Raw genomic sequence first — 22,362 nt, forward strand, 5'->3', positions numbered from 1 at the left:
ACCAGTTCCGGTCACATGAGTCCACGGCGCGGACCCGACCGGTGAACACCACGTACGAGACAGTCGACTTGGGCTCCCATTGGAACCCGTTCTAGTTATAGTGTCCGCAAGTCGGCGATGGGTGGCAGCGCATGGCGCAGGTGAGCGATCACGGCGGGGGCGTACGGTCGATCCGCGTCCCCATCCCCGACAACCCCCTCGGTCACACGCTGGTCTACCTGCTCGACTCCGACGCGGGGCCGGTGCTCGTCGACACGGGCTGGGACGACCCCGCCTCCTGGGACACCCTCACCGAAGGGCTGACGGACTGCGGCACGTCCGTCGAGGAGATCCACGGCGTCGTCATCACCCACCACCACCCCGACCACCACGGCCTGTCCGGGCGCGTCCGCGAGGCGTCCGGCGCCTGGATCGCGATGCACGCGGCCGACACCGCGATCGTCCGGCGCACCCGGGAGAACCGCCCGGAACGCTGGTTCGCCTACATGGCCGCCAAGCTGGAGGCGTCCGGCGCCCCGGAGGACCACATCGCCCCGCTGCGCGAGGCGGGCACCTCCCTGCGCCGCCCCGGCGCCCTGCCGGGCTTCTCCCCCGCGCTGCCCGACCGCGAGATCGTCCCCGGCGAGTTCCTCCCCCTGCCCGGCCGCCGGCTGCGCGCGGTCTGGACCCCCGGCCACACCCCGGGCCACGTCTGCCTCCACCTGGAGGAGGAACACCCCGCCCGACTGGCGGGCAACGGACGTCTGTTCTCCGGCGACCACCTGCTCCCGAGGATCACCCCGCACATCGGCCTGTACGAGGACCCGGACACCCACGGCCGCCCCCCGTACGCGGACGGGGACGAGGGCCTCGCGGAGATCGCCGACCCGCTCGGCGACTACCTCGACTCCCTGGAGCGCGTCGGCCGGCTCGGCCCCGCCGAGGTGCTCCCGGCCCACCAGCACGTGTTCACCGACGCGCCCGCCCGCGTCGCCGAGCTGCTCAGCCACCACGAAGAGCGCCTCACCGGCCTGCTCACCCTCCTCGCCACCCCGCTCACCCCCTGGCAGATCGCCGAGCGCATGGAGTGGAACCGCCCCTGGGCCGACATCCCCTACGGGTCACGGAACATCGCCGTCTCGGAGGCCGAGGCGCACGTACGGCGCCTGGTGAAACTGGGCCGGGCCGAAGCGGTGGCCGGCACCGATCCGGTGACGTACGTGGCGCTGTAGCGCCCCCGCGCCCGCCCCTGCCGGCGTCCCCGGCCCCACGGTCCTCACCCTCCGTGCGCCGCGAAGTCCAGGCCCTCCTCGTACGGCATGGCACGTCCCCGCGCGTACGCCTGCTCGTAGGCCCGGTCGCCGATCTCGCCGCGGACACGCAGCTCGTGCGAGCGGCGGGTGGCGATCAGGTCCGGCGAGTCCATCTGGGCGCGCCCGGTCAGCTCCCACACGCGTTCGCCGATGCCGAGGAGTCGGGCCGCGCGCCGGCCGTCGCCCGCCGCGACGACCCCGGCGGCGAGCACGTCCAGAGCCATGGCGGCGCCCACGGTGTTGTGCAGCAGGGCGTGCCCGGCCAGGGCGGTGCGGGCGTTCGCGACGGCGGCGGCGACATCGCCGCGGTTCAGGTCGGCCTGTGCCACGATGCCGTCGGCGAAGGCCCCCGTCCACGACTCCCCGCACGCCCGGCTCGCCGCGCGCACCTCCTCGGCGACCGCCCGCGCCCGCTCGTCGTCGCCGCGCAACAGGTGCGCGAAGGCGAGCGCCACCCGGACCTGGAGCTGGGCGGCCCCGAGCGCGTCCCGCCGTACCGGCAGCCGGGGCGCCGCGTCCAGCACCTCGATCGCCTCGGACAGCCTTCCGCTCAGGGCGAGTTGGCCTCCCCTGATGTACACGACGGCCACCACCGCGACCGGATCGCCCTGCGCGTTCGCCGCGTCGGCGCAGCGCACCGCCCAGTTGGCGGCGGCCTCCAGATCGCCCTGGAGCAGCGCGACCGCTCCCCGCGTCCACGCGGCGCGGGTGCGGTCGGGGCCGGCGGGCGCGTCGGTCGCCAGCGCGAGGTCGAGACAGTGCTGGGCCTCGCGCAGCGCGCCGCAGTGCCGCCACAGGAAGGCGACGTCGGCCGCCATCTGCAGGGCGGCCGGTCCGTCGGGCTCGGTGAGGGCGCAGTCAACGGCCGCGCGGAGGTTGGCGTGCTCGGTGAGGGTGCGCTCGCACCAGGCTGCCTGGCGACCGGTGTTCCACTCGGCGCAGCCCTCACGGGCCAGCCGCCGGTAGTGGTCCCGGTGCCGCAGCCGTACGGTGTGCTCCTCGCCCAGCGCGCGCAGCCAGTCGGCGCCGAACTCCCGGACGGTGTCGAGGAGTCGGTAGCGCGAGGGGTCGTCGCGGTGGCGGCGCACGATGGACTGCTCGACGAGCCGGGCGAGCAGTCCGGAGATCCGCCCGGCGGGCAGCGGGCCTCCCGCACAGACGTCCTCGGCGGCCCGCGGGCAGAAGCCGCCGGCGAACACCGACAGCCGGGCCCAGAGGAGCCGTTCCAGCGGTGCGCACAGTTCGTGGCTCCAGCCGATGGCCGTGCGCAGGGTCTGGTGGCGGGGCGGTCCGTCGGCGTCGCGGGCGGCGAGCAGGTCGAGCCGGGACGGCAGCCGCTCGCCGAGCAGAGCGCACAGCTGGTCCAGGGTGAGGTCCGCGAGCCGGACGGCGGCGAGTTCGAGGGCGAGCGGGATGCCGTCGAGGCGTCGGCAGACGGCCTCCGCGGTCGGGCGGTCGGCGGCGTCGAGGGGGAAGCCGGCGTCGGCCGCGCGGTCGGCGAACAGCGCCACCGCGTCGTCGGCGACCGGCAGGGGATCCAGCCGCAGGACGCGTTCGCCGGGCAGGCCGAGCGGTTCACGGCTGGTGACGAGGACACGCAGGCCCGGCAGCAGGGGCAGCAGCGTCTCGATGAAGGCCACGCAGTCCGCGAGGACGTGCTCGCAGGAGTCGAGGACCAGCAACACCCGTTTCCCCGCGGCCCATTCGGCGACGACCTCGGGGACGGGCCGCGTGGACCGGTCGGAGAGACCCAGCGCCTCCACGACCGCGAGGCCGACCAGGCCGGCGGTGTGCAGCGGCGACAGCTCCACCAGCCAGACACCGTCCGGATAGTGGTGCTCGGCCCGGCCCGCCGCCCGCAGAGCGAGCCCGGTCTTGCCGACCCCGCCCGCACCGACCAGGCTGACCAGCCGGTCGATCCCGATCCCCGGGTCCAACTCCTGCTCCAGCAGGTCGAGTTCCCTGGCACGGCCGATGAAGCTCCGCGTCTGCGGGGTCAGGTTGCCGGGCCGCCCACCGGTCGTCTTGTCGGACACACGCACCAGTGTGACCACAGGACACGCTCCTGGTGTCCCGCTCCCCGCACTCGGACATAAAGGCCGCACAGCGAGGCCAGTTCCGGGCACCTTCGGGCGCGATGCGGTCGACTCCCCGCCGCACGGACGCCATCACCGGAACGGGCGGCCCCGAGGCGCGGCGCGGGCCGGCCGTGACCGGTCCCGCCGGTCCGTCCGCCTCCCCGGCCGTGTGCCGGACCGATGATTCCCCCGCGCCGCGGGAGTCTCAGTACCGACAGAGGACGGAACCAGGGCCCGGTACGGAAGGTGCGAGTCGATGAACAGCCTGCGCGACCTGCTCCAGGGACACGTCGACGACGGCACGATGCCGGGAGCGGTGGCCCTGGTGGCCCGCGGCGACCGGGTCGACGTCGAGGCCGTCGGGTCACTGGACGTCGAGGGCAGTGCCCCGATGGCCCGGGACTCGATCTTCCGGATCGCCTCCATCGGCAAACCGGTGGTCGCCGCCGCCGTGATGATGCTGGTCGACGACGGCACGATCGGCCTGGACGACCCGGTCGACGCGTGGCTGCCCGAGCTGGCGAAGCCGACGGTCGTGCGGACCCCCGCCTCCCCGGTGGACGACGTGGTCCCGGCGCGGCGGCCGATCACCGTCGCCGACCTGCTCTCCTCCCGGGCCGGCTGGGGCTTCCCCTCCGACTTCACGCTGCCGCAGGTGCGGGCACTGTTCACGGTCCAGCCGGACGGCCGCAGGCCGGACGCCCTCCCGTCACCGGACGTGTGGCTGGCGGACCTCGCGCGGGTTCCGCTGCTCCACCAGCCGGGCGAGGCCTGGTTGTACAACACCTGCTCCGACCTGCAGGGCGTGCTGATCTCCCGGGTCGCGGACCGTCCGTTCCCGGAGTTCCTCGCGGAGCGCGTCCTGGAGCCGCTCGGCATGAAGGACACGGCGTTCGAGGTGCCGGCGGCCCGGCGCGACCGCTTCACCAGCTACTACCGGCCCGACGAGGAGGGCGGCCTCACCCTGGCCGACGGCCCCGACGGGGAGTGGAGCGCCATGCCGGCCTTCCCCTCCGGCGCCGGCGGGCTGGCCTCCACGGCGGACGACTGGCTGGCCTTCGCCCGGATGCTGCTCGCCGACGGCACGGTGGACGGCCGCTCCCTGCTGTCCGCCGACTCCGTACGCCGGATGACCACCAACCACCTCACCCGGGCCCAGCGCGACATCGGCGCGCTGTTCCTGGGCGGCCAGGGCTGGGGCTACGGCGCCCAGGTCGACATCGCCCCGACCGACCCGTGGAACGTCCCCGGCCGCTACGGCTGGACCGGCGGCACCGGCACGACCGGCCACCTCGTCCCGTCCACCGGCACGGTCGCGCTGCTGCTCACCCAGACCGGCATGACGGGCCCGACGCCCACGCCGCTGATGCGCGACTTCTGGCGCGCGACGGCCGGTTGAGTCACCGCTCGGCCCCTGCGGCGTTCGAGGGACCGGGTCCGGGACGGAGCCCAGGGGCCGGGCAGGGGCGGAGCGGCCGGGCAGGGGCAGGTCTCAGGCGGCGCGCGGGCCGGACGCCACCGGCCGTACCCGTCGCGAGCTGCGCGGCACGAGGGTCACGGCCCGGCGAGGCGGGCGCCGGTCTCACCGCCCGCCGAGCACCGTCCGGATCAGGGCGTCCGCGTCCCCGAGCAAACGGACCTCGCGCTCGCTCATCGTCGGGTTGGCCGCCCGGCGCCGCAGCGCCTCGGCCAGAGCGTCGTCCGGCACCTGGTCCTCGTTCGCGTCGAGCAGGGCGTCCAGCGTCTCGCCCGCCACGTCGCCGATCGGCCCGCCGCCCACGGCGACCTGGGCGAGGATCACCGCGGACATGGCCCAGTCGAGGCCGGGCGGCCCCTCCTCCGTGTTGGCCCAGTCGATGACCTTCGGGCCGTCCGGGGTGAGCATCACGTTGTCCGGGTGCAGATCCAGGTGCAGGACACGGACGGCCGGATCGGCGGAGACCCGGGCGGGCACGGCGTGCAGCCGGCGCAGCAGCCGGGCCAGGACGAGACCCGCCTCGGGCGCGGAGAGCAGCCCCTGCCCGAACGCCTCCAGCATGGTCGGCCCCGACAACCGCTCCATCACCAGATCGGCGCGGGTCGCGGCCCGCACGCCCGGCACCGGATAGCCGTGCTCGTGGACGTGCCGCATGACGGCGGCCTCGGCGGTCGCGTCGCCCCAGCCGTCACGGTCCCGGCGCAGCACCCACGCCTCGTCGATCTCGTAGACGTCCGCCGAACGCCCCGAGCCGAGCAGTCTCCCCGTCCGCATGGCCCGAACCTAGCCCCACCCCGGGCGGGCGCACAGGCGGCACGAAGGTCCTTTCGTACGGCCGGTAGAGTGAGCCCGTCGTCATCACACCCGTACGAGGAGAAGCCGGTGCAAATCCGGCGCTGACCCGCAACCGTGAGCCGCTCAGGCGGTGAGCCGGATCGCCTCGCCCGGGATGTGACCGGCTCGTGCCCTCGGCAGCCCGCCGACGGCCGGCACCGTCGAGGGATACGGAGCCGGAGCCGCCCCGGGATACCTTTCGCGCCCGGTGCTGCCCGGCTCCCCGCAGGGAGAGTCATGTTCGTTCGCCGCACCGCCGCGGTACTGGCCGCCACCACCGTGATCGGAGCGGTGCTCGCACCGGCCGCCCTCGCGGCGGACTCCTCCCCCTCGCCGTCGACGGCGATCCCCTCCGGCCTCTACGGCTCCACCGACCCGACGTACGACGGTGTGTGGCGGCAGTCGCTCGCCCTGCTCGCCCAGGACACCGTCGGTGTCCGGCCCGCGCAGAAGGCCGTGGACTGGCTGACCGGGCAGGAGTGCGCGAACGGCGCGTTCGCCGCGTTCCGCGCGGACGCCTCGGCCGCGTGCGGCGCCAAGACGCAGGTCGACACCAACAGCACCGCCGCCGCCGTCCAGGCACTCGCCGCGCTCGGCGGGCACGACGACGCCGCGGGCCGGGCCGTGACCTGGCTGAAGTCCGCGCAGAACAAGGACGGCGGCTGGGGCTACATGGCCGGCGGACCCAGCGACACCAACTCGACGTCCGTGGTGATCGGCGCGCTGAAGGCGGTCGGCAAGAAGCCCCAGAGCGTCTCCCAGGACGGCAAGTCCCCCTACGACGCGCTGCTGAAGCTGTCGCTGCCGTGCGAGGGGCAGGGTGACGGTGCCTTCGCCTACCAGCCCGACAAGAAGGGCGACCTGGCGGCGAACGCGGACGCGACCGCGGCGGGCGTGACGGCCGGCATGGGCCAGGGCTTTGTGGCGGAGACCGGCAACGCGTTCGCCCTCACGGGTTGCGTCGTCGCCGACACCCCCAACATGGCGGACGCGGCCGGAAACGGCGCCAACTACCTCGCCGGGGCGCTGGCGAAGACCTCGTACCTGAAGTCCGCGCTCCCCGGTGCCGACGACCAGCCCGACTACGGCAACACCGCGGACGCGGTCGTGGCCCTGTCGGCCATCGGCGCGACGAAGGACACGAAGAAGCCGCTCGCGTGGCTGGAGAAGAACTCCGCCGCCTGGGCCGCCAAGTCCGGCCCCGCCGCGTACGCGCAGCTGATCTTCGCCGCGCACAGCGCCGGCACCGACCCGCGTGACTTCGGCGGCCAGGACCTGGTCGCGAAGCTGAACGCGACGGGCCCGGCGCCGAGCACGGCGGGCGCCTCGGCCACGCCGAGCGAGAAGAAGGACGACGAGAAGAAGGACGACGGCGGCGGCCTCGGCGTGTGGTGGATCGTCGGTATCGGCCTGGTCGCCGGTATCGGCATCGGCTTCCTGATCAGCGGCCGCAACAAGAGCCGACAGCTGTGACCGTCCGCCGGACGACCGCGCCGGCCCTGGCGCTCGCACTCGCCCTCCTGCTCCTCGTCCTCGGCGGCGCGGGGCAGGCCCGGGCGGTCGGCTACCGCTACTGGTCCTTCTGGGACCTGGCCGGCGGGAAGTGGACGTACGCGACCCAGGGCCCGTCGACCGCGCGGCCGTCCGACGGTGACGTCGAGGGCTTCCGCTACGCCGTGAGCGAGGACTCCCGGCACGCCGTGCAGCCGCGCGGGGAGCGGGAGTTCGCCACGATCTGTGCCGGCACCGCCGCCGAGCGGGGCAAGAAGCGCGTGGCGCTGGTCATCGACGCCGGTACGGCCGCGGACGCGCCGTCCGGCGAGCGACCGCCCGCCCCGCGCACCGCCTGTGCCCGTGTCGCCCCCGACGCGTCCACCGCGGAGGCGCTGGCCGCGGTCGCCAAGCCGCTGCGCTACGACACCAACGCCCTGCTGTGCGCGATCTCCGGCTATCCGCGCACGGGCTGCGGCGACCAGGTCTCGGCGTCCGAGCCCACCGCGTCCGCCCGTCCGGGCGCCGCCGAACCGGCCGGCCACGGCCCTTCGGTGGGCCTGTGGGCGGGCGTGGCCGCGGTGGCGACGCTCGGCGGGGCGGCCGTCTGGCAGGCCCGCCGTCGCAGGGGCTGAGCACCGACCATGAACACCGGCGACCGTGCACACCCCACCGCCGCGGCCACGGACCGGAGCCGTCTGCGCCGTCCCGCGGGGCGGCGGGACCCCGGCCTGCCGGAACAGGGCAGGGAAACCGAGGACGGACCGACCGGGCACCGGGGTTCCCCTGCCCGGGCGCCGTGGTCGGCCCGCGCGGGCGCCCTGCATCCCGGAGCCTGGTGGATCTGGGCCCTGGGCCTCGGCACCGCGGCCTCCCGCACCACGAACCCCCTGCTGCTCGCCCTCCTCATCGGAGTCGCCGGCTACGTGGTGGCCACCCACCGCAGCGACGCGCCCTGGGCCCGCTCCTACGCCGCCTTCGTGAAACTGGCCGCCGCGGTCCTGCTCATCCGGCTGGCCTTCGCGGTGGTCCTCGGCTCCCCCATCCCGGGCACGCACGTGATCGTCACCCTCCCCGAACTCCCGCTGCCGCACTGGGCGCAGGGCATCCGGATCGGCGGCCGGGTCACCGCCGAGGGCGTGGTCTTCGCGCTGTACGACGGCCTGAAGCTGGCCACCCTCCTCGTCTGCGTCGGCGCGGCGAACGCCCTCGCGAACCCGGCGCGGCTGCTCAAGTCGCTTCCGGGGGCGCTGTACGAGGCGGGTGTCGCGGTGGTCGTCGCGCTGACCTTCGCACCGCATCTGATCGCCGACGCCCAGCGGCTGCGCGCCGCGCGCCGGCTCCGGGGACGTCCCGACCGGGGACTGCGCGGTCTGCTGCACGTCGGACTGCCGGTCCTGGAGGGCGCGTTGGAGCGTTCGGTCGCACTGGCGGCCGCCATGGACGCGCGCGGGTACGGGCGGACGGCCCAAGTCCCGCCCGCCGTCCGCCGCACCACCGGCGCCCTCACCCTGGGCGGGCTGCTCGGCGTCTGCGCGGGCACCTACGGGCTGCTGACCGCCGAGGGCGGCACGTACGGGCTGCCGGTGCTGCTGGCCGGACTCGCCGCGGCGCTCGGTGGCCTGTGGCTGGGCGGCCGGCGCTCCCTGCGCACCCGCTACCGGCCCGACCCGTGGGGTGTGCGGGCCTGGCTGGTCGCCGGATCGGGCGTGGCCGTGGCGGCCCTGATGATCCTGGCCGCGTCGGGCGACCCCGCCGCCCTGCGCCCCGGTGTCGTCCCCCTGGTCGCTCCCGCCCTGCCGCTCGGGCCCGCGGCGGCGGTCCTGCTGGGCCTGCTTCCCGCCTTCGTGGCCCCGTCCCCCCAGCGAACCCCGGCCCCCGAGGAGCCCTCATGATCCGCTTCGAGGACGTCTCCGTGACGTACGCCGGCGCGGCCGGACCCGCCGTCCGGGGGGTGGACCTCGACGTCCCGGAGGGTGAACTCGTGCTGCTCGTCGGCCCGTCCGGGGTCGGCAAGTCGACGGTGCTCGGCGCGGTGAGCGGACTGGTCCCGCACTTCACGGGCGGAACGCTGCGCGGCCGGGTCACCGTGGCGGGACGGGACACCCGCACACACCGGCCGCGTGAACTCGCCGACGTGGTGGGCACGGTGGGCCAGGACCCGCTGTCCCACTTCGTGACGGACACGGTGGAGGACGAACTCGCCTACGGCATGGAGTCGTTGGGCCTCGCACCGGCGGTGATGCGGCGCCGCGTCGAGGAGACCCTCGACCTGCTCTCGCTCACGGACCTCCGGGACCGTCCGATCGCCACCCTGTCCGGCGGCCAGCGCCAGCGCGTCGCGATCGGCTCGGTGCTGACCCCGCACCCCCGGGTGCTGGTCCTCGACGAGCCCACCTCGGCCCTGGACCCCGCCGCCGCCGAGGAGGTCCTCGCCGTCCTCCAGCGCCTCGTCCACGACCTCGGCACGACGGTCCTGATGGCCGAGCACCGCCTGGAGCGCGTCGTCCAGTACGCCGACCGGATCGCCCTCCTCCCCGCGCCCGGAGCGCCTCTGACGCTGGGCACGCCGGCGGAGATCATGGCCGTCTCCCCGGTCCGCCCGCCGGTGGTGGAGCTGGGCCGCCTGGCCGGCTGGTCCCCGCTCCCCCTGACCGTCCGCGACGCCCGCCGCCGGGCGGAACCCCTGCGCGAGCGCCTCGCCGCAATCCGCGAGACGCGGCAGTCCCCCGACGCGGGAGCGCCGACGGGAATCACGGCACCGCACGGCCCGGCGGGGCACCCTGCGGCCGCCGCGCCGCCGGCTCCCTCCCGCCCGCTCCTCGCCCGCCTCCTCGGCAGGCGCACCCCCGGCGCCACCGCCGCTCCCGTGTCGTCCGCCCCGGCCGAGGTGGCCGTCGTCCGCTCGCTGGCCGTCCGGCGCGGACGCGTGGAGGCGCTCCGCCGGGTGGATCTCACCGCGGGCCCCGGCGAGACGATCGCGCTGATGGGCCGCAACGGTGCCGGGAAGTCGACGCTGCTCGGGGCGCTGGTCGGGCTGGTCGAACCGGCGACGGGGTCCGTCCGGGTCGGCGGCGCGGTACCGCACCGCACGGCACCCCGTGATCTCGTACGCCGCGTCGGACTCGTACCGCAGGAGCCGAGGGACCTGCTTTACGCGGACACGGTCGCCGCCGAGTGCGCGGCGGCCGACGAGGACGCCGGGGCCGCGGCCGGGACCTGCCGGGCGCTGGTGTCGGAGCTGCTGCCGGACATCGGCGACGACACGCACCCCCGTGATCTGTCGGAGGGGCAGCGGCTTGCCCTGGCGCTGTCCGTGGTGCTGACGGCCCGGCCCCCGCTGCTGCTGCTCGACGAGCCGACCCGCGGCCTGGACTACGCGGCGAAGGCCCGGCTGGTGGCCGTGCTGCGCGGACTGGCCGCCGAGGGGCACGCCATCGTGCTGGCCACCCACGACGTGGAACTCGCGGCGGACCTGGCCCATCGCGTGGTGATCCTCGCGGACGGCGAGGTCGTCGCCGACGGGCCGACGGCCGAGGTGGTCGTCGCGTCGCCGTCCTTCGCCCCACAGGTCGCCAAGATCCTCGCTCCCGAGCCGTGGCTCACCGTCGCCCAGGTCGGAAAGGCCCTCGCATGAGCGCCCCGGAAACGGCCGGGACCACCTCCCGGCCCGTGCAGCCGCAGGCCAGAGCCGTCCGCCTCGGCCCCCGGTCCGTCGCCGCCCTGGTCCTGGTCAGCGCGACCGGAGCCGCCGGGTTCGGCTGGCCGCTCCTCGCCGGACCCGGTTCACGGGTCGGCGCGCACGCCCAGGACGCCCCGTGGCTGTTCGCGGGGCTGCTGGTCCTGCTGGTCGCGGTCGTCGCGGCGACGATCTCCGAGTCGGGGCTCGGCCCCAAGGCGGTCGCCATGCTCGGCGTGCTGGCCGCGACCGGCGCCGCGCTGCGCCCGGTCGGGGCGGGGACCGCGGGCATCGAGCCGATGTTCTTCCTGATGGTGCTGAGCGGGCGGGTGCTCGGGCCCGGCTTCGGGTTCGTGCTCGGCTCCGTGACGATGTTCGCCTCCGCCCTGCTCACGGGCGGGGTGGGGCCCTGGATGCCGTTCCAGATGCTGGCCATGGGGTGGTTCACGATGGGGGCGGGTCTGCTGCCGGGGCCCGACCGGCTGCGCGGCCGCGGGGAGCTGCTGATGCTCGCCGTCTACGGATTCCTGGCCGCCTTCGCGTACGGCACCGTCATGAACCTGTCCGGCTGGCCCTTCATGGACGCGCTGGCCTCGAACGTCGCCTTCGACCCGCACGCCGCCCTGCCCGCGAACCTCGCACGATTCCTCGCCTACTGCCTTGCCACGTCCCTCGGCTGGGACCTGGGCCGCGCGGTCGTCACCGTCGTGCTGACCCTGACGCTCGGCGCGACCCTCCTGAAGGCGCTGCGCCGGGCCACCCGCCGGGCCGCCTTCGAGAGCCCCGTCACGTTCGACCCCCGCTGAGCTGCGACCCACACCACACCTGCGGACGACACCTCGTGGGGACCCGCGCACCCTCCGTCACACACGGAGTGAGGCGGCCCACAGGACTTAGGTCACCTACGAAGCGGCCTCGTAGACCCACCTCGTGTCATGCACTCGTCGAAAGACCCTCCGACCTGGGGTTTGAGAGCCAGGTCACACAGGGGACTTTCATCGCGGATGCGACCACCACTAGTAAATAGGGTCATTGCGGACAGCCGCCGAGCCTGTTTCTCTGGAGCAGTCGCCAGGCGCCGATGGCCCACCCGGGTCGCGGCGCCGACGTACGCCCCACCGCTTCACGTGGTGACGGCATGCGAGCGGCCTCATGTCCCCGAGGAAAAAGGTTCTCCGTGTCCGTCTCTGTCATCCGCCGTGCCGTCTCCTCCCCGAAGAAGGCCCTCGCCGGTGCCGCCGTGGCCGCCGCCACCGCCGGCATGGTCCTGGCCGCGGCGCCCGCCCAGGCCGCCACGCCGACCAGCGCCTCCTCCGCGAAGACGATCGCGCACAAGATGATCCCGGACGCCGGTCAGTACAACGCCTTCAGCAAGATCGTCGAGCACGAGAGCGGCTGGAACCCCAGCGCGACCAACTCCTCCTCCGGTGCGTACGGCCTGGTCCAGGCCCTGCCCGGCTCGAAGATGGCGTCTGCCGGCTCCGACTGGAAGACCAACCCCAAGACCCAGATCAAGTGGGGTCTCGACTACATGAAGTCCCGCTACGGCAGCCCGGCCGGCGCGTGGAACTTCTGGCAGGCCAACGGCTGGTACTGAGCCGGACCCACCCAAGCAGGCGGCGACCCCCGATCCCCGGGGCCGCCGCCTTCCGCGTACCCCGGGCCCAAGGCCTCCGTCGCCCTCTTCGACCCGGACTGCGCCTACAGCCGCTGGAGGATCGTCCCCGTCGCCAGCCCTCCACCCGCACACATCGTCACCAGGGCGAACTCCTTGTCCTGACGCTCCAGCTCGTGCAGCGCCGTGGCGATGAGCCGGGCCCCCGTGGCGCCCACGGGATGCCCCAGCGCGATCCCGCCCCCGTTCACGTTCACCCTCGACAGGTCCTGCTCGAAGACCTGCGCCCAGCTCAGCACCACGGACGCGAACGCCTCGTTGATCTCGACGAGGTCGATGTCCTTCAGGGACATCCCGGCCTTGCCCAGCACGGCCCGCGTCGCGTCGATCGGCCCGTCCAGGTGGAAGTGGGGATCGGACCCCACCAGCGCCTGCGCCACGATCCGCGCCCGGGGCCGCAGCTTCAGCGCCCGCGCCATCCGTTTGGACGCCCACAGGATCGCCGCCGCACCGTCCGAGATCTGCGACGAGTTGCCGGCCGTGTGCACGGCGGTCGGCATCACCGGCTTCAGCCGCCCCAGCGCCTCCATCGACGTGTCACGCAGCCCCTCGTCCCGGTCGACGAGCCGCCACATGCCCTGCCCGGCCCCCTGCTCGTCCTCGGTGGTGGGCACCTGCACGGCGAACGTCTCCCGCTTGAACCGCTCCTCCGACCACGCGATCGCGGCCCGCTCCTGCGAGATGAGCCCGAGGGAGTCGACGTTCTCGCGCGTCAGCCCGCGGTGCCGGGCGATCCGCTCGGCCGCCTCGAACTGGTTCGGCAGATCGACGTTCCACTCGTCGGGGAACGGCTTGCCCGGTCCGTGCTTGGAGCCGGACCCGAGCGGCACCCGGGACATCGCCTCCACACCGCAGGAGATGCCGACGTCGATGACACCCGCCGCGATCATGTTGGCGACCATGTGCGAGGCCTGCTGCGAGGAGCCGCACTGGCAGTCGACGGTGGTCGCGGCCGTCTCGTAGGGCAGCCCCATCGTCAGCCAGGCCGTACGCGCGGGGTTCATCGACTGCTCGCCGGCGTGCGTCACCGTGCCGCCGACGATCTGCTCGACGCAGTCGGCGTGGATGCCGGTGCGGCCGAGGAGTTCACGGTAGGTCTCGCCCAGGAGATAGGCGGGATGCAGATTGGCGAGCGCGCCACCGCGCTTGCCGATGGGCGTCCGTACGGCTTCGACGATCACGGGTTCCGCGGCCATGGGGGCTCGTCCTCTCCTCAGGCCTGCCCGGCGGCCAGGCCCAGCTGAACCGCGCAGCGCGGGGCGTCCCGGCCCACCCACCGCGCAGAACTAGAACGCGTACCAGTTCTGCGTGCAGTTTGCTGAGCGGACCCCCCGCGCCGCAAGGGTCGTGCAGCTCCCGAAGTCGTGATCTGCACGAATCCCGCACGGAATTGGGGGCCCCGCACCTCTTGCCACTTGTAGAACCCGTTACTACCTTCACGGCGATTCCCTGTTCCTGATGGACCGTCAGAATCCCGCGAAGGAACGGACCGTCACCACCGTAGGCGCGAGACCTGGAGTTGCCGATGCCCTGTCCAGCGCTGCCCGACGGGTTCGATTTCACCGACCCCGACGTACTGCACCACCGCGTGCCCCTCCCGGAGTTCGCCGAGCTGCGCCGGGCCGAACCGGTCCGCTGGATCCCGCAGCAGCACGGCGTCGCGGGCTTCGGGGACGACGGCTACTGGGCCGTCACCCGGCACGCGGACGTCAAGTACGTCTCGACGCACCCCGAACTCTTCTCCTCGTTCCTCAACACGGCCGTCATCCGCTTCAACGAGCACATCCAGCGGGAGCAGATCGAGGTCCAGCGGCTCATCATGCTCAACATGGACCCGCCGGAACACACCCGGGTCCGCCAGATCGTGCAGCGCGGCTTCACCCCGCGCGCCATCCGCTCGCTGGAGGACACGCTGCGCGCCCGGGCCGGCTCCATCGTCGCGAACGCGCTCGCGCAGGCCGGCCCCGACGGCGCGTTCGACTTCGTCACCCAGGTGGCCTGCGAACTGCCGCTGCAGGCGATCGCCGAGCTGATCGGTGTCCCGCAGGAGGACCGCGTCAAGATCTTCGACTGGTCCAACAAGATGGTGGCGTACGACGATCCGGAGTACGCGATCACGGAGGAGATCGGCGCCGACTCGGCCACCGAACTGATCTCGTACGCGATGAACATGGCCGCCGACCGCAAGCAGTGCCCGGCGAAGGACATCGTCAGCACGCTGGTGGCGGCGGAGGACGAGGGGAACCTCGCCTCCGACGAGTTCGGCTTCTTCGTCCTGCTGCTGGCGGTCGCCGGCAACGAGACCACCCGCAACGCCATCACACACGGAATGCACGCCCTGCTCACCCACCCCGACCAGTGGGACCTCTACAAACGGGAGCGCCCGAGGACCACCGCCGAGGAGATCGTCCGCTGGGCGACCCCCGTCGTCGCCTTCCAGCGCACCGCCACCGAGGACACCGAGCTGAGCGGGCAGCGGATCGCCAAGGGCGACCGCGTCGGCATCTTCTACTCCTCCGCCAACCACGACCCCGAGGTGTTCGACAACCCGGAGGTCTTCGACATCACCCGCGACCCGAACCCGCATCTCGGATTCGGCGGCGGCGGCCCGCACTTCTGCCTCGGCAAGTCGCTGGCCACCCTGGAGATCGACCTGATCTTCAACGCGATCGCCGACGCGATGCCGGACCTGCGGCTCTCCGGCGACCCGCGCCGCCTCCGCTCCGCCTGGCTGAACGGCGTCAAGGAGCTCCGGGTCCGGCAGGCGTAGCGGGCGTCGCATCGCTCGGGCCGGCGGCCTCCCGGCATCCGCCGGCCCGTCCCGCGGGAGGCAGGGGCGCCCCCCACGCCCTGCCCCTGCCTCCCCGCGGCGGCAGGGGGGAGGGCGCGCGGGATCAGCTCCGGGTACGGCCCGTCGCCGGGACCGGCTGTTCGCCGGCGGCCTCGACCGGTTTCATCAGGGTCCGGGGCCGCGGGCCCTGCAGGAGGTAGGTCAGCCCGAAGCCCGCGGCGACCACGGCGGCCCCGCCCACGGCGTCCAAAACCCAGTGGTTGCCGGTCGCGACGATCGCGGAGACCGTGAAGAACGGGTGCAGCAGGCCCAGCGCCTTCATCCACCACTTCGGCGCCAGGATCGCGATGACGAGGCCGCACCACAGGGACCAGCCGAAGTGCAGCGAGGGCATCGCCGCGTACTGGTTGGTGAGCGCGGTCAGCGTGCCGTAGTCCGGCTTGGAGAAGTCCTGCACCCCGTGCACCGTGTCGATGACGCCGAGGCCCGGCATCAGACGTGGCGGGGCGAGCGGGTAGAGCCAGAAGCCGACGAGGGCGAGCACGGTGGCGAAGCCGAGGGCGGAGCGGGCCCAGCGGTAGTCGGCCGGGCGGCGGACGTAGAGCACGCCGAGGACGGCGAGCGGGACGAAGAAGTGGAACGACTCGTAGTAGAAGTCGAAGAAGTCGCGCAGGAACCCGATCGTGAACACCGCGTGGTTCACCCAGTGCTCGATGTCGACGCGCAGGAACCGCTCGATGGCGAGTATCTGGTCGCCGTGGTGCTCGGCGGTGGCCCGGCCCCCCGCGTTGGTGCCGCCGGTCGCGGCGAGCCTGACCTGCTGGTAGGCGGAGTAGCCGACGCGGATCAGGAGCAGTTCGAGCAACAGGTTCGGACGGGCGAGGACGCGGCCGGGGAAGGGCAGCAGCGGCACCCGCTTCCACCGGGTGGGCACGGGCTCGGCGTAGTCGGTGGGGATCGGCGCCCGGTAGTACGCGGAGGTGCGGGACAGGAACGGTACGAGGGTGGCGGCGGCCAGCGCGGCGATCAGCACCACGTTGTCGCGCACCGGGTGGAGCGCCGCCATGTCCGGCAGCATCATCTTCCCGGGCAGGGTCATGACGAGGACGACGGCGACGGGCCACATGTAGCGGTCCGAGGTCTTCCTGCCCACCCGGCCGACGACCGCGAGCAGCACCCACAGCAGCTGGTACTGCCAGGTGGTGGGCGAGACGGCGACGGCGACGCAGCCGGTGATGGCGACGGCGAGGAGGAGCTGGCCGTCGCGGGCGTAGAACACCGCACGGCGCAGTCCGAGGACGGCGACGGCCCCGCCGAGGGCGAGGAAGAGCCCGATCTCCAGGGGGCCGGAGAGGCCGAAGCGCAGCAGGGCGCCGTGCAGGGACTGGTTGGCGAGGTCGTCGGCGGCCCGGCCGAGGCCGACGCCCGCCAGATGGTGCACCCAGTAGGTGTTCGAGTCGTGGGGCATCGCCGCCCAGGCGAGCGCCGTGAGGGCGGCGAAGGTGACGCCGGTGGAGGCGGCGGCCCGACGGCGGCCGGTGAACCAGAGCAGCGGGGCGAAGAGCAGCACGGTGGGCTGGAGGGCGGCCGCGAGACCGATCAGGACCCCGCAGGCCCGCTCCCCGCGGACGGCGAAGCAGCCGAGGAGGACGAGCAGGACCGGGATGATGCTGGTCTGGCCGAGGTAGAGGGCGTTGCGCACGGGCAGCGACAGCATCAGCAGGCTGGTGGCGACGGGCGCGGCGAGCAGCGACGTACGGCGGCTGACGGGCTGTGGCAGGGCGCGAGCGGCGAGAAGGCCGAGCGCGACGACCAGCAGGAGGGTGCCGAAGGTCCAGCCCCAGCCGAGGGCCTGTTCGGCCGCCCGGGTGAGGGGCTTGAGGACGAGTCCGCCGAACGGGGTGCCGGTGAACCGTGTCGAGTCGTACAGCGAGCCCTTCACATGCAGCACGCCGTCGGGTCCGACCCAGGTCTCCAGGTCCGTCAGCCGGTCCGCCTTGGGGGTGCCGAGGACGGCGGCGACCTGCCGTGCGGCGAGGAGGGCGGCGATCACCCAGAGCCCGACGCGCAGCGCGCGGAGCCGGGCTCTCGCCGTCTGCGCTCCTGCCGCGAAGGCATTTCCCGCTCGTCCGCCGTGCTCCACGTTCGCCACGCCCTGTCGACCCTCCCGCCCAGCTGCTCCGCTATCCCGTCTATCCCGCCATGTCAGTCCTTATCAGGACCCTACGAGGCTCACACCGCCCCCGTCGCGAGACGCAGGCAACCCCCACCTCACCCGACGTCCGACTCCCTTTTGTCCGAATGACGATAGTCGTCCGAGAGGCCGGTTCCGTCCGGGGGCCGCGACATACCTCACAGACGGGGCGCCCCGCGGGCGTCCCGAGGAGCCGCGTCCTGCCTGCATACACCCCTTTTGGGCACACTCGGTGACCTGCCGCGCACCCCACGTCATCCGGACGAGTGGCTCTAAGGTCGCTTTTCGGCCTGCCCCCGGGCAGGCCTCGGTTCCGCCTCCGGGCGGGCCGCGTCCCCGTCCCCTGCGGAAGGAAGGCCCTTGCCCACCGCGACCCCCGTAGCCCCCGCGACATCCGTCCCGGCCCCCGCCCGCCCGGCATCCCCAGAGGTCACCGTCACCGACCCCGCGCTGGTCAAGCGCGCTGTGAAGGCGGCAGCGCTCGGCAACGCGATGGAATGGTTCGACTTCGGTGTCTACAGCTACATCGCGGTGACCCTGGGCAAGGTCTTCTTCCCCTCCGGCAACCCGACCGCCCAGCTCCTGTCGACCTTCGGCGCCTTCGCCGCGGCCTTCCTGGTCCGCCCGCTCGGCGGCATGGTCTTCGGCCCGCTCGGCGACCGCATCGGCCGCCAGAAGGTCCTCGCCGTCACGATGATCATGATGGCGGCGGGCACGTTCGCGATCGGCCTGATCCCGTCGTACGGCTCGATCGGCGTCGGCGCCCCGATCCTGCTCCTCGCGGCCCGTCTGGTGCAGGGCTTCTCGACCGGCGGTGAGTACGCGGGCGCCTCGACGTTCATCGCCGAGTACGCGCCCGACAAGAAGCGCGGCTTCTTCGGCAGCTGGCTGGAGTTCGGCACGCTCGCCGGATACATCGGCGGCGCGGGACTGGTGACCCTCATGACCGCGCTGCTCTCCACGGAGGACCTGCTCTCCTGGGGCTGGCGCATCCCGTTCCTGATCGCCGGCCCGATGGGCATCATCGGCCTCTACCTGCGGATGCGCCTGGAGGAGACCCCGGCGTTCACCGCGGAGCTGGACAAGGCCGAGGCCGACCGCCCCAAGGTGCCGCTGCGCGAGATGATCACCGGCCAGTGGCGCGCCCTGCTGCTGTGCGTGGGTCTGGTCCTGGTCTTCAACGTCACCGACTACATGCTGCTGTCCTACATGCCGAGCTACCTGACCAGCGAGCTCAAGTACGACGAGACGCACGGTCTGCTCGTGGTCCTCGGCGTGATGGCGCTGATGATGATCGTGCAGCCCTTCGCCGGCGCGCTGACCGACCGGATCGGCCGTCGCCCGGTGATCGCCGCGGGCTGCGTGGGCTTCCTCGCCCTGTCCGTGCCGGCACTGCTGCTGATCCGCCAGGGCAGCCTGGTCGCCATCGCCCTCGGCATGGGCGCCCTCGGTCTGCTGCTGGTCTGCTTCACCGCCGCGATGCCGGCCGCGCTCCCGGCGCTCTTCCCGACCCGGGTCCGCTACGGCTCGCTGTCCATCGGCTTCAACATCTCCGTCTCGCTCTTCGGCGGCACCACCCCGCTGGTGGTCACCGCCCTCATCGGAGCGACCGGGAACATGATGATGCCCGCCTACTACATGATGGCCGCGGCCGTCATCGGTGGTGTGGCCGTCTGGTTCATGTCGGAGTCGGCGGGCCGCCCGCTGCCGGGTTCCGCGCCCGCGGTGGAGCCCGCGCCCGCGCGCCACTGACGCCGCGTCCACCGGCCGGACCTCGAAGGCCGCGGTCGCGGGGCACCACGCCCCGTGACCGCGGCCTTCGCCGTGCCGGGCGCCGCGGCCCGCCCCGGTCGGCCGCCACCGGCCCGCCGGGACCGAATCCGGCTGGCAGGCTGCGGCGCGGGCGACTAGGTTTCCCCCCGAGATACTTAGCGCATCTAACTAGGCATACGAAAGGCCCGGTGCATGAGCGAGTCGCAGGTCTGGATCGACGTCGACGATCACTTCACCACCCTCCTGGCCCCCGCCGACGAGACGCTGGCCGCCGCGCTGCGCGACAGCGACGCGGCCGGACTGCCCGCCATCAATGTCGCCCCGAACCAGGGCAAGCTGCTCCGGCTGCTCGCCGAGATCCAGGGCGCCCGCCGCATCCTGGAGATCGGCACCCTCGGCGGCTACAGCACGATCTGGCTGGGCCGCGCCCTGCCCGCCGACGGCAGGCTGGTCACCCTGGAGTACGACCCCCGGCACGCCGAGGTGGCCCGCGGCAACCTCGCCCGGGCCGGCCTGGCCGAGGTCGCCGAGGTGCGGGTCGGCCCCGCCCTGGAGTCCCTGCCGAAGCTGGCGGACGAGAACCCCGAGCCCTTCGACTTCGTCTTCATCGACGCGGACAAGGTGAACAACGAGCACTACCTGGACTGGGCGGTCCGCCTCACCCGGCCCGGCAGCGTGATCGTCCTCGACAACGTCGTCCGCGGCGGCGCGGTCACCGACGCCACGAGCACCGACCCGAGCGTGCGGGGCACCCGGGCCGCGCTCGAACTCATCGCCTCGCATCCCAAGCTGGACGGCACGGCGGTCCAGACGGTGGGCAGCAAGGGCTACGACGGCTTCGCGCTGGCCCGCGTCCACGCCTGAGCCGACCGGGCAACCCCTGCGGGTCCCGCCGGCCCCGCACCCGCCCTAGGGCTCGTGGTAGAACCCCACGTTCACGGTGCGGGGGCCGGTGCGGTCCTGGATGACGAGTTCGCCGGAGCCGCCCGCGGGCAGCCGGGCCGTGCCCCCGTACGGCAGCGGCTGCGGCTGCACCCCCACCAGCGCCAGCCGGACCTCGGAGGACGGCTCCGGGTGGGAGCCCTGCAGCCAGGTGACCTGCCAGGAGCCGTCGGGTCCGCACAGGAACTCCAGGTGGACCCGGGAGACGAACAGCCAGTCGTCCGGGGTGGCGAGCCGGCACACGGCCCGGTCCCGGCCCACCCGCAGCATGGCCCCGGGGTCGCTCGGCGCGTCGGCCATCAGCATCCCGGCCGTCGCGCCGGCGTCCCCGCCGGACATCGTGGCCATGGTGAGTTCGAGCACGCGCGCTCCTTCATGAAGGGTGCTGGTCCCATTGTCCTGACGCGGAGCGTGGTTCCCACGCCGCCGCCGCATGATAATTCGACCATTCCCGTCCTGGTGCGGCCTCCGGCACAATGGACCCATGACGGAGCGCAAGCCACCCGGTGTCAGCTTCGAGTCCTGGGTCGACCGGCAGATCCGCGAGGCGGAGTCCCGCGGCGAGTTCGCCGAACTCCCGGGCGCGGGCAAGCCGTTGCCGGCGGTCACGGACACGCCGTACGACGAACTCTGGTGGATCAAGCGGAAGATGGCCCGTGAGGGCCTGTCGGCGCTGCCGCCCACGCTGGCCCTGCGCAAGGAGGCGGAGGACGCCCTGCTCGCGGCGGCCGCGGCCCCCTCGGAGCGGACCGTGCGGCGGATCGTCGAGGACATCAACGCCAAGATCCGCGAGGTCATGTTCAAGCCGCCGCCGGGTCCACCCCTCGGGCTCAAGCCCTATGACGTGGAGAAGATCGTCCAGGAGTGGCACGCGGCACGAGAGGGCCGGACCGCTCCCCCTCCGGAGGCGGAGCGGCACAGGAGCGGCGGAACCGCCTGAGACCGCGGACACCCGCGGCCCGGACAGCAGGAACGGCGCGGTCGTCCCGGCCGCGCGAACGCCGTGGGGCCGCGTACCGGAAACACGGTCCGGGACGCGGCCCCACGGTGCCTACGGTGTCCGAGGGCGGCTCAGACGTGCAGCAGCCGTTCGGTCATCTCGCGGTAGTCCTGGAGGGCGAGCCGCAGCTTCTCCGTGTCGGAGGCCGACGCCTTGCCCTCACCTCCGGACTGCCAGGCGGTGCGCAGGGAACGCCGACGCTGGGACACGGCTTCGGTGAACCGGCTCGCGAGCTCTTCGAGCACGTGGTCGGCCTCCTCGACGGACGCCTCCGGCCCGTCGACGAACCCGCCGACCGCGTGCCGCATCCGCTGCGAGAACTTGTCGTACTCGTCACCCGGGAGCAGCCGCTCCCCGTGCTCGGCGGAGTCCTTGCCGGAGTCCTTGCCGAAGGACGTGCCGTCCGTACGGTTCCCGGTGTCCGCGCGCCCGCTCGTGGGGAGCGCTCCCGCGGCGGCGTCACCGCGCACGGTGCCGGTGTCGCGCGACGCGGAGCCGGGCCTGACGTTGTCGGTGTCGAGGTCCGTGTCACGGGAGGTGACGGACGGGCCCGTACCGGTACGGCTCGTCCGGTCGTCGTGCGAGGTGGCACGCTCACCGGTACGGACGTCCGCGCCCGCACGGGCCGGCGTGCCGGTCCCGGTCGTCCGGGCGGCGGTGTCGTCGCCGGTCCGGGGCGCACGGGCCTTCGCCCCGTCACCGGTGGTGGTGCCGGTGCCGACGCGGGCCTTCCCCTCGTCGCCGGTGGTGGTGCCGGTGGTGGTGCCGGTGCCGACGCGGGTCTTCGCCCCGTCGCTCGTCGTGGCCGGCCGGACCGCGGCGGCGTCGCCGGTCTTCGCCCGGTCGCCCGGGGTCCGGTCGTCGGCCTCGGGGTCCAGGTGTCCCTTCAGGGCCTCACGGCGCGAGACGTCCTCGTCGGAGGCACTGTCGGCCGCCTTCGCCCGGTCGTCCGCGGGACGCTCGGGGGGCACCGGGGTGACACGGCCCTTCATGGCCGCGTCGCCGGACGGGTTGCGCTCAGGGTCCTGCTCGGGCTTCATCGCGTTCACCTTCCTCAACTCCCCTTCCCCTGAAGCCTGGTGAAGGACCAGGGCAGGCGGGAGCGAGTGTCGTGGTTGGAAGTCTCGGGGGCTTGC

The 22,362-nt window shown here is 73.5% G+C and carries 18 protein-coding genes and 1 riboswitch; of the genes, 12 read left to right on the forward strand and 6 right to left on the reverse strand.

Annotated elements, in window-relative coordinates:
- The first annotated feature begins 131 nt into the window (after positions 1-131).
- Positions 132-1,211, forward strand: coding sequence for an MBL fold metallo-hydrolase (locus ACIRQH_RS23995; protein ID WP_404226966.1), 1,080 nt, complete (start codon positions 132-134; stop codon positions 1,209-1,211).
- A gap of 44 nt (positions 1,212-1,255) precedes the next feature.
- Here the strand turns inward: ACIRQH_RS23995 and ACIRQH_RS24000 are convergent, their stop codons facing one another.
- Entirely contained in the window at positions 1,256-3,328 is a 2,073-nt protein-coding gene (locus ACIRQH_RS24000; protein ID WP_388929889.1) for an ATP-binding protein, read from the reverse strand.
- Between the two features lie 298 nt (positions 3,329-3,626).
- Between ACIRQH_RS24000 and ACIRQH_RS24005 the strand changes: the two genes are divergently transcribed.
- Positions 3,627-4,769 carry a serine hydrolase domain-containing protein gene (locus ACIRQH_RS24005; protein WP_388864848.1) on the forward strand — a complete coding sequence of 381 codons (1,143 nt, stop codon included), beginning with the start codon at positions 3,627-3,629 and terminating at the stop codon, positions 4,767-4,769.
- 183 nt (positions 4,770-4,952) lie between these two features.
- Here ACIRQH_RS24005 and ACIRQH_RS24010 read toward each other — a convergent pair whose 3' ends face one another.
- Positions 4,953-5,621 (reverse strand): phosphotransferase, encoded by a 669-nt coding sequence (locus ACIRQH_RS24010; protein WP_388864846.1) that lies wholly within the window; start codon positions 5,619-5,621, stop codon positions 4,953-4,955.
- A gap of 99 nt (positions 5,622-5,720) precedes the next feature.
- A riboswitch (cobalamin riboswitch) is annotated at positions 5,721-5,784 on the forward strand.
- A gap of 134 nt (positions 5,785-5,918) precedes the next feature.
- Here ACIRQH_RS24010 and ACIRQH_RS24015 point away from each other — a divergent pair.
- The 6 genes from ACIRQH_RS24015 to ACIRQH_RS24040 all read left to right on the forward strand — a co-directional run bounded on the left by ACIRQH_RS24015 (position 5,919) and on the right by ACIRQH_RS24040 (position 12,448).
- Entirely contained in the window at positions 5,919-7,154 is a 1,236-nt protein-coding gene (locus tag ACIRQH_RS24015) for a prenyltransferase/squalene oxidase repeat-containing protein (RefSeq protein ID WP_404226967.1), read from the forward strand.
- Positions 7,151-7,807 (forward strand): SCO2322 family protein, encoded by a 657-nt coding sequence (locus tag ACIRQH_RS24020; protein WP_388864842.1) that lies wholly within the window; start codon positions 7,151-7,153, stop codon positions 7,805-7,807. Before ACIRQH_RS24015 ends, ACIRQH_RS24020 begins: the two co-directional genes overlap by 4 nt.
- Positions 7,808-7,816: 9 nt before the next feature.
- Positions 7,817-9,067, forward strand: coding sequence for an energy-coupling factor transporter transmembrane component T (locus ACIRQH_RS24025; protein WP_358815332.1), 1,251 nt, complete (start codon positions 7,817-7,819; stop codon positions 9,065-9,067).
- Complete coding sequence (locus tag ACIRQH_RS24030) at positions 9,064-10,809, forward strand: ABC transporter ATP-binding protein (protein ID WP_404226968.1); 1,746 nt, start codon at positions 9,064-9,066, stop codon at positions 10,807-10,809. Before ACIRQH_RS24025 ends, ACIRQH_RS24030 begins: the two co-directional genes overlap by 4 nt.
- Positions 10,806-11,657, forward strand: a complete 852-nt coding sequence (locus ACIRQH_RS24035; protein ID WP_358815334.1) for an ECF transporter S component — start codon at positions 10,806-10,808, stop codon at positions 11,655-11,657. The genes ACIRQH_RS24030 and ACIRQH_RS24035 overlap by 4 nt, the downstream gene beginning before the upstream one ends.
- A gap of 371 nt (positions 11,658-12,028) precedes the next feature.
- Positions 12,029-12,448 carry a transglycosylase SLT domain-containing protein gene (locus tag ACIRQH_RS24040; protein WP_358815335.1) on the forward strand — a complete coding sequence of 140 codons (420 nt, stop codon included), beginning with the start codon at positions 12,029-12,031 and terminating at the stop codon, positions 12,446-12,448.
- A gap of 104 nt (positions 12,449-12,552) precedes the next feature.
- On the opposite strand, the gene ACIRQH_RS24045 is transcribed toward ACIRQH_RS24040, so the two are convergent.
- The gene (locus ACIRQH_RS24045; RefSeq protein ID WP_388864835.1) at positions 12,553-13,722 is read right to left on the reverse strand and encodes a steroid 3-ketoacyl-CoA thiolase; all 1,170 of its coding nucleotides are present in this window, start codon (positions 13,720-13,722) and stop codon (positions 12,553-12,555) included.
- A 329-nt stretch (positions 13,723-14,051) separates the two neighbouring features.
- Between ACIRQH_RS24045 and ACIRQH_RS24050 the strand changes: the two genes are divergently transcribed.
- The gene (locus ACIRQH_RS24050; protein ID WP_404226969.1) at positions 14,052-15,296 is read left to right on the forward strand and encodes a cytochrome P450; all 1,245 of its coding nucleotides are present in this window, start codon (positions 14,052-14,054) and stop codon (positions 15,294-15,296) included.
- A gap of 124 nt (positions 15,297-15,420) precedes the next feature.
- Here ACIRQH_RS24050 and ACIRQH_RS24055 read toward each other — a convergent pair whose 3' ends face one another.
- Positions 15,421-17,469 carry a bifunctional glycosyltransferase 87/phosphatase PAP2 family protein gene (locus ACIRQH_RS24055; RefSeq protein WP_404226970.1) on the reverse strand — a complete coding sequence of 683 codons (2,049 nt, stop codon included), beginning with the start codon at positions 17,467-17,469 and terminating at the stop codon, positions 15,421-15,423.
- A 402-nt stretch (positions 17,470-17,871) separates the two neighbouring features.
- On the opposite strand from ACIRQH_RS24055, the gene proP reads away from it, so the two are divergent.
- A complete protein-coding gene (gene proP / locus ACIRQH_RS24060; protein WP_358815339.1) occupies positions 17,872-19,263 on the forward strand; it encodes a glycine betaine/L-proline transporter ProP in 1,392 nt (463 codons plus the stop codon).
- A gap of 213 nt (positions 19,264-19,476) precedes the next feature.
- Entirely contained in the window at positions 19,477-20,148 is a 672-nt protein-coding gene (locus tag ACIRQH_RS24065; RefSeq protein ID WP_358822774.1) for an O-methyltransferase, read from the forward strand.
- A 45-nt stretch (positions 20,149-20,193) separates the two neighbouring features.
- Here ACIRQH_RS24065 and ACIRQH_RS24070 read toward each other — a convergent pair whose 3' ends face one another.
- Positions 20,194-20,589, reverse strand: coding sequence for a hypothetical protein (locus ACIRQH_RS24070; RefSeq protein WP_358822775.1), 396 nt, complete (start codon positions 20,587-20,589; stop codon positions 20,194-20,196).
- 121 nt (positions 20,590-20,710) lie between these two features.
- Here ACIRQH_RS24070 and ACIRQH_RS24075 point away from each other — a divergent pair, with 121 nt between their 5' ends.
- Entirely contained in the window at positions 20,711-21,166 is a 456-nt protein-coding gene (locus ACIRQH_RS24075) for a DUF1992 domain-containing protein (RefSeq protein WP_404226971.1), read from the forward strand.
- 131 nt (positions 21,167-21,297) lie between these two features.
- On the opposite strand, the gene ACIRQH_RS24080 is transcribed toward ACIRQH_RS24075, so the two are convergent.
- Complete coding sequence (locus ACIRQH_RS24080; protein WP_404226972.1) at positions 21,298-22,266, reverse strand: hypothetical protein; 969 nt, start codon at positions 22,264-22,266, stop codon at positions 21,298-21,300.
- Positions 22,267-22,362 lie beyond the last annotated feature (96 nt).

It is taken from the genome of Streptomyces sp. NPDC102279 (assembly GCF_044766365.1).
Taxonomy (GTDB): Bacteria; Actinomycetota; Actinomycetes; order Streptomycetales; family Streptomycetaceae; genus Streptomyces.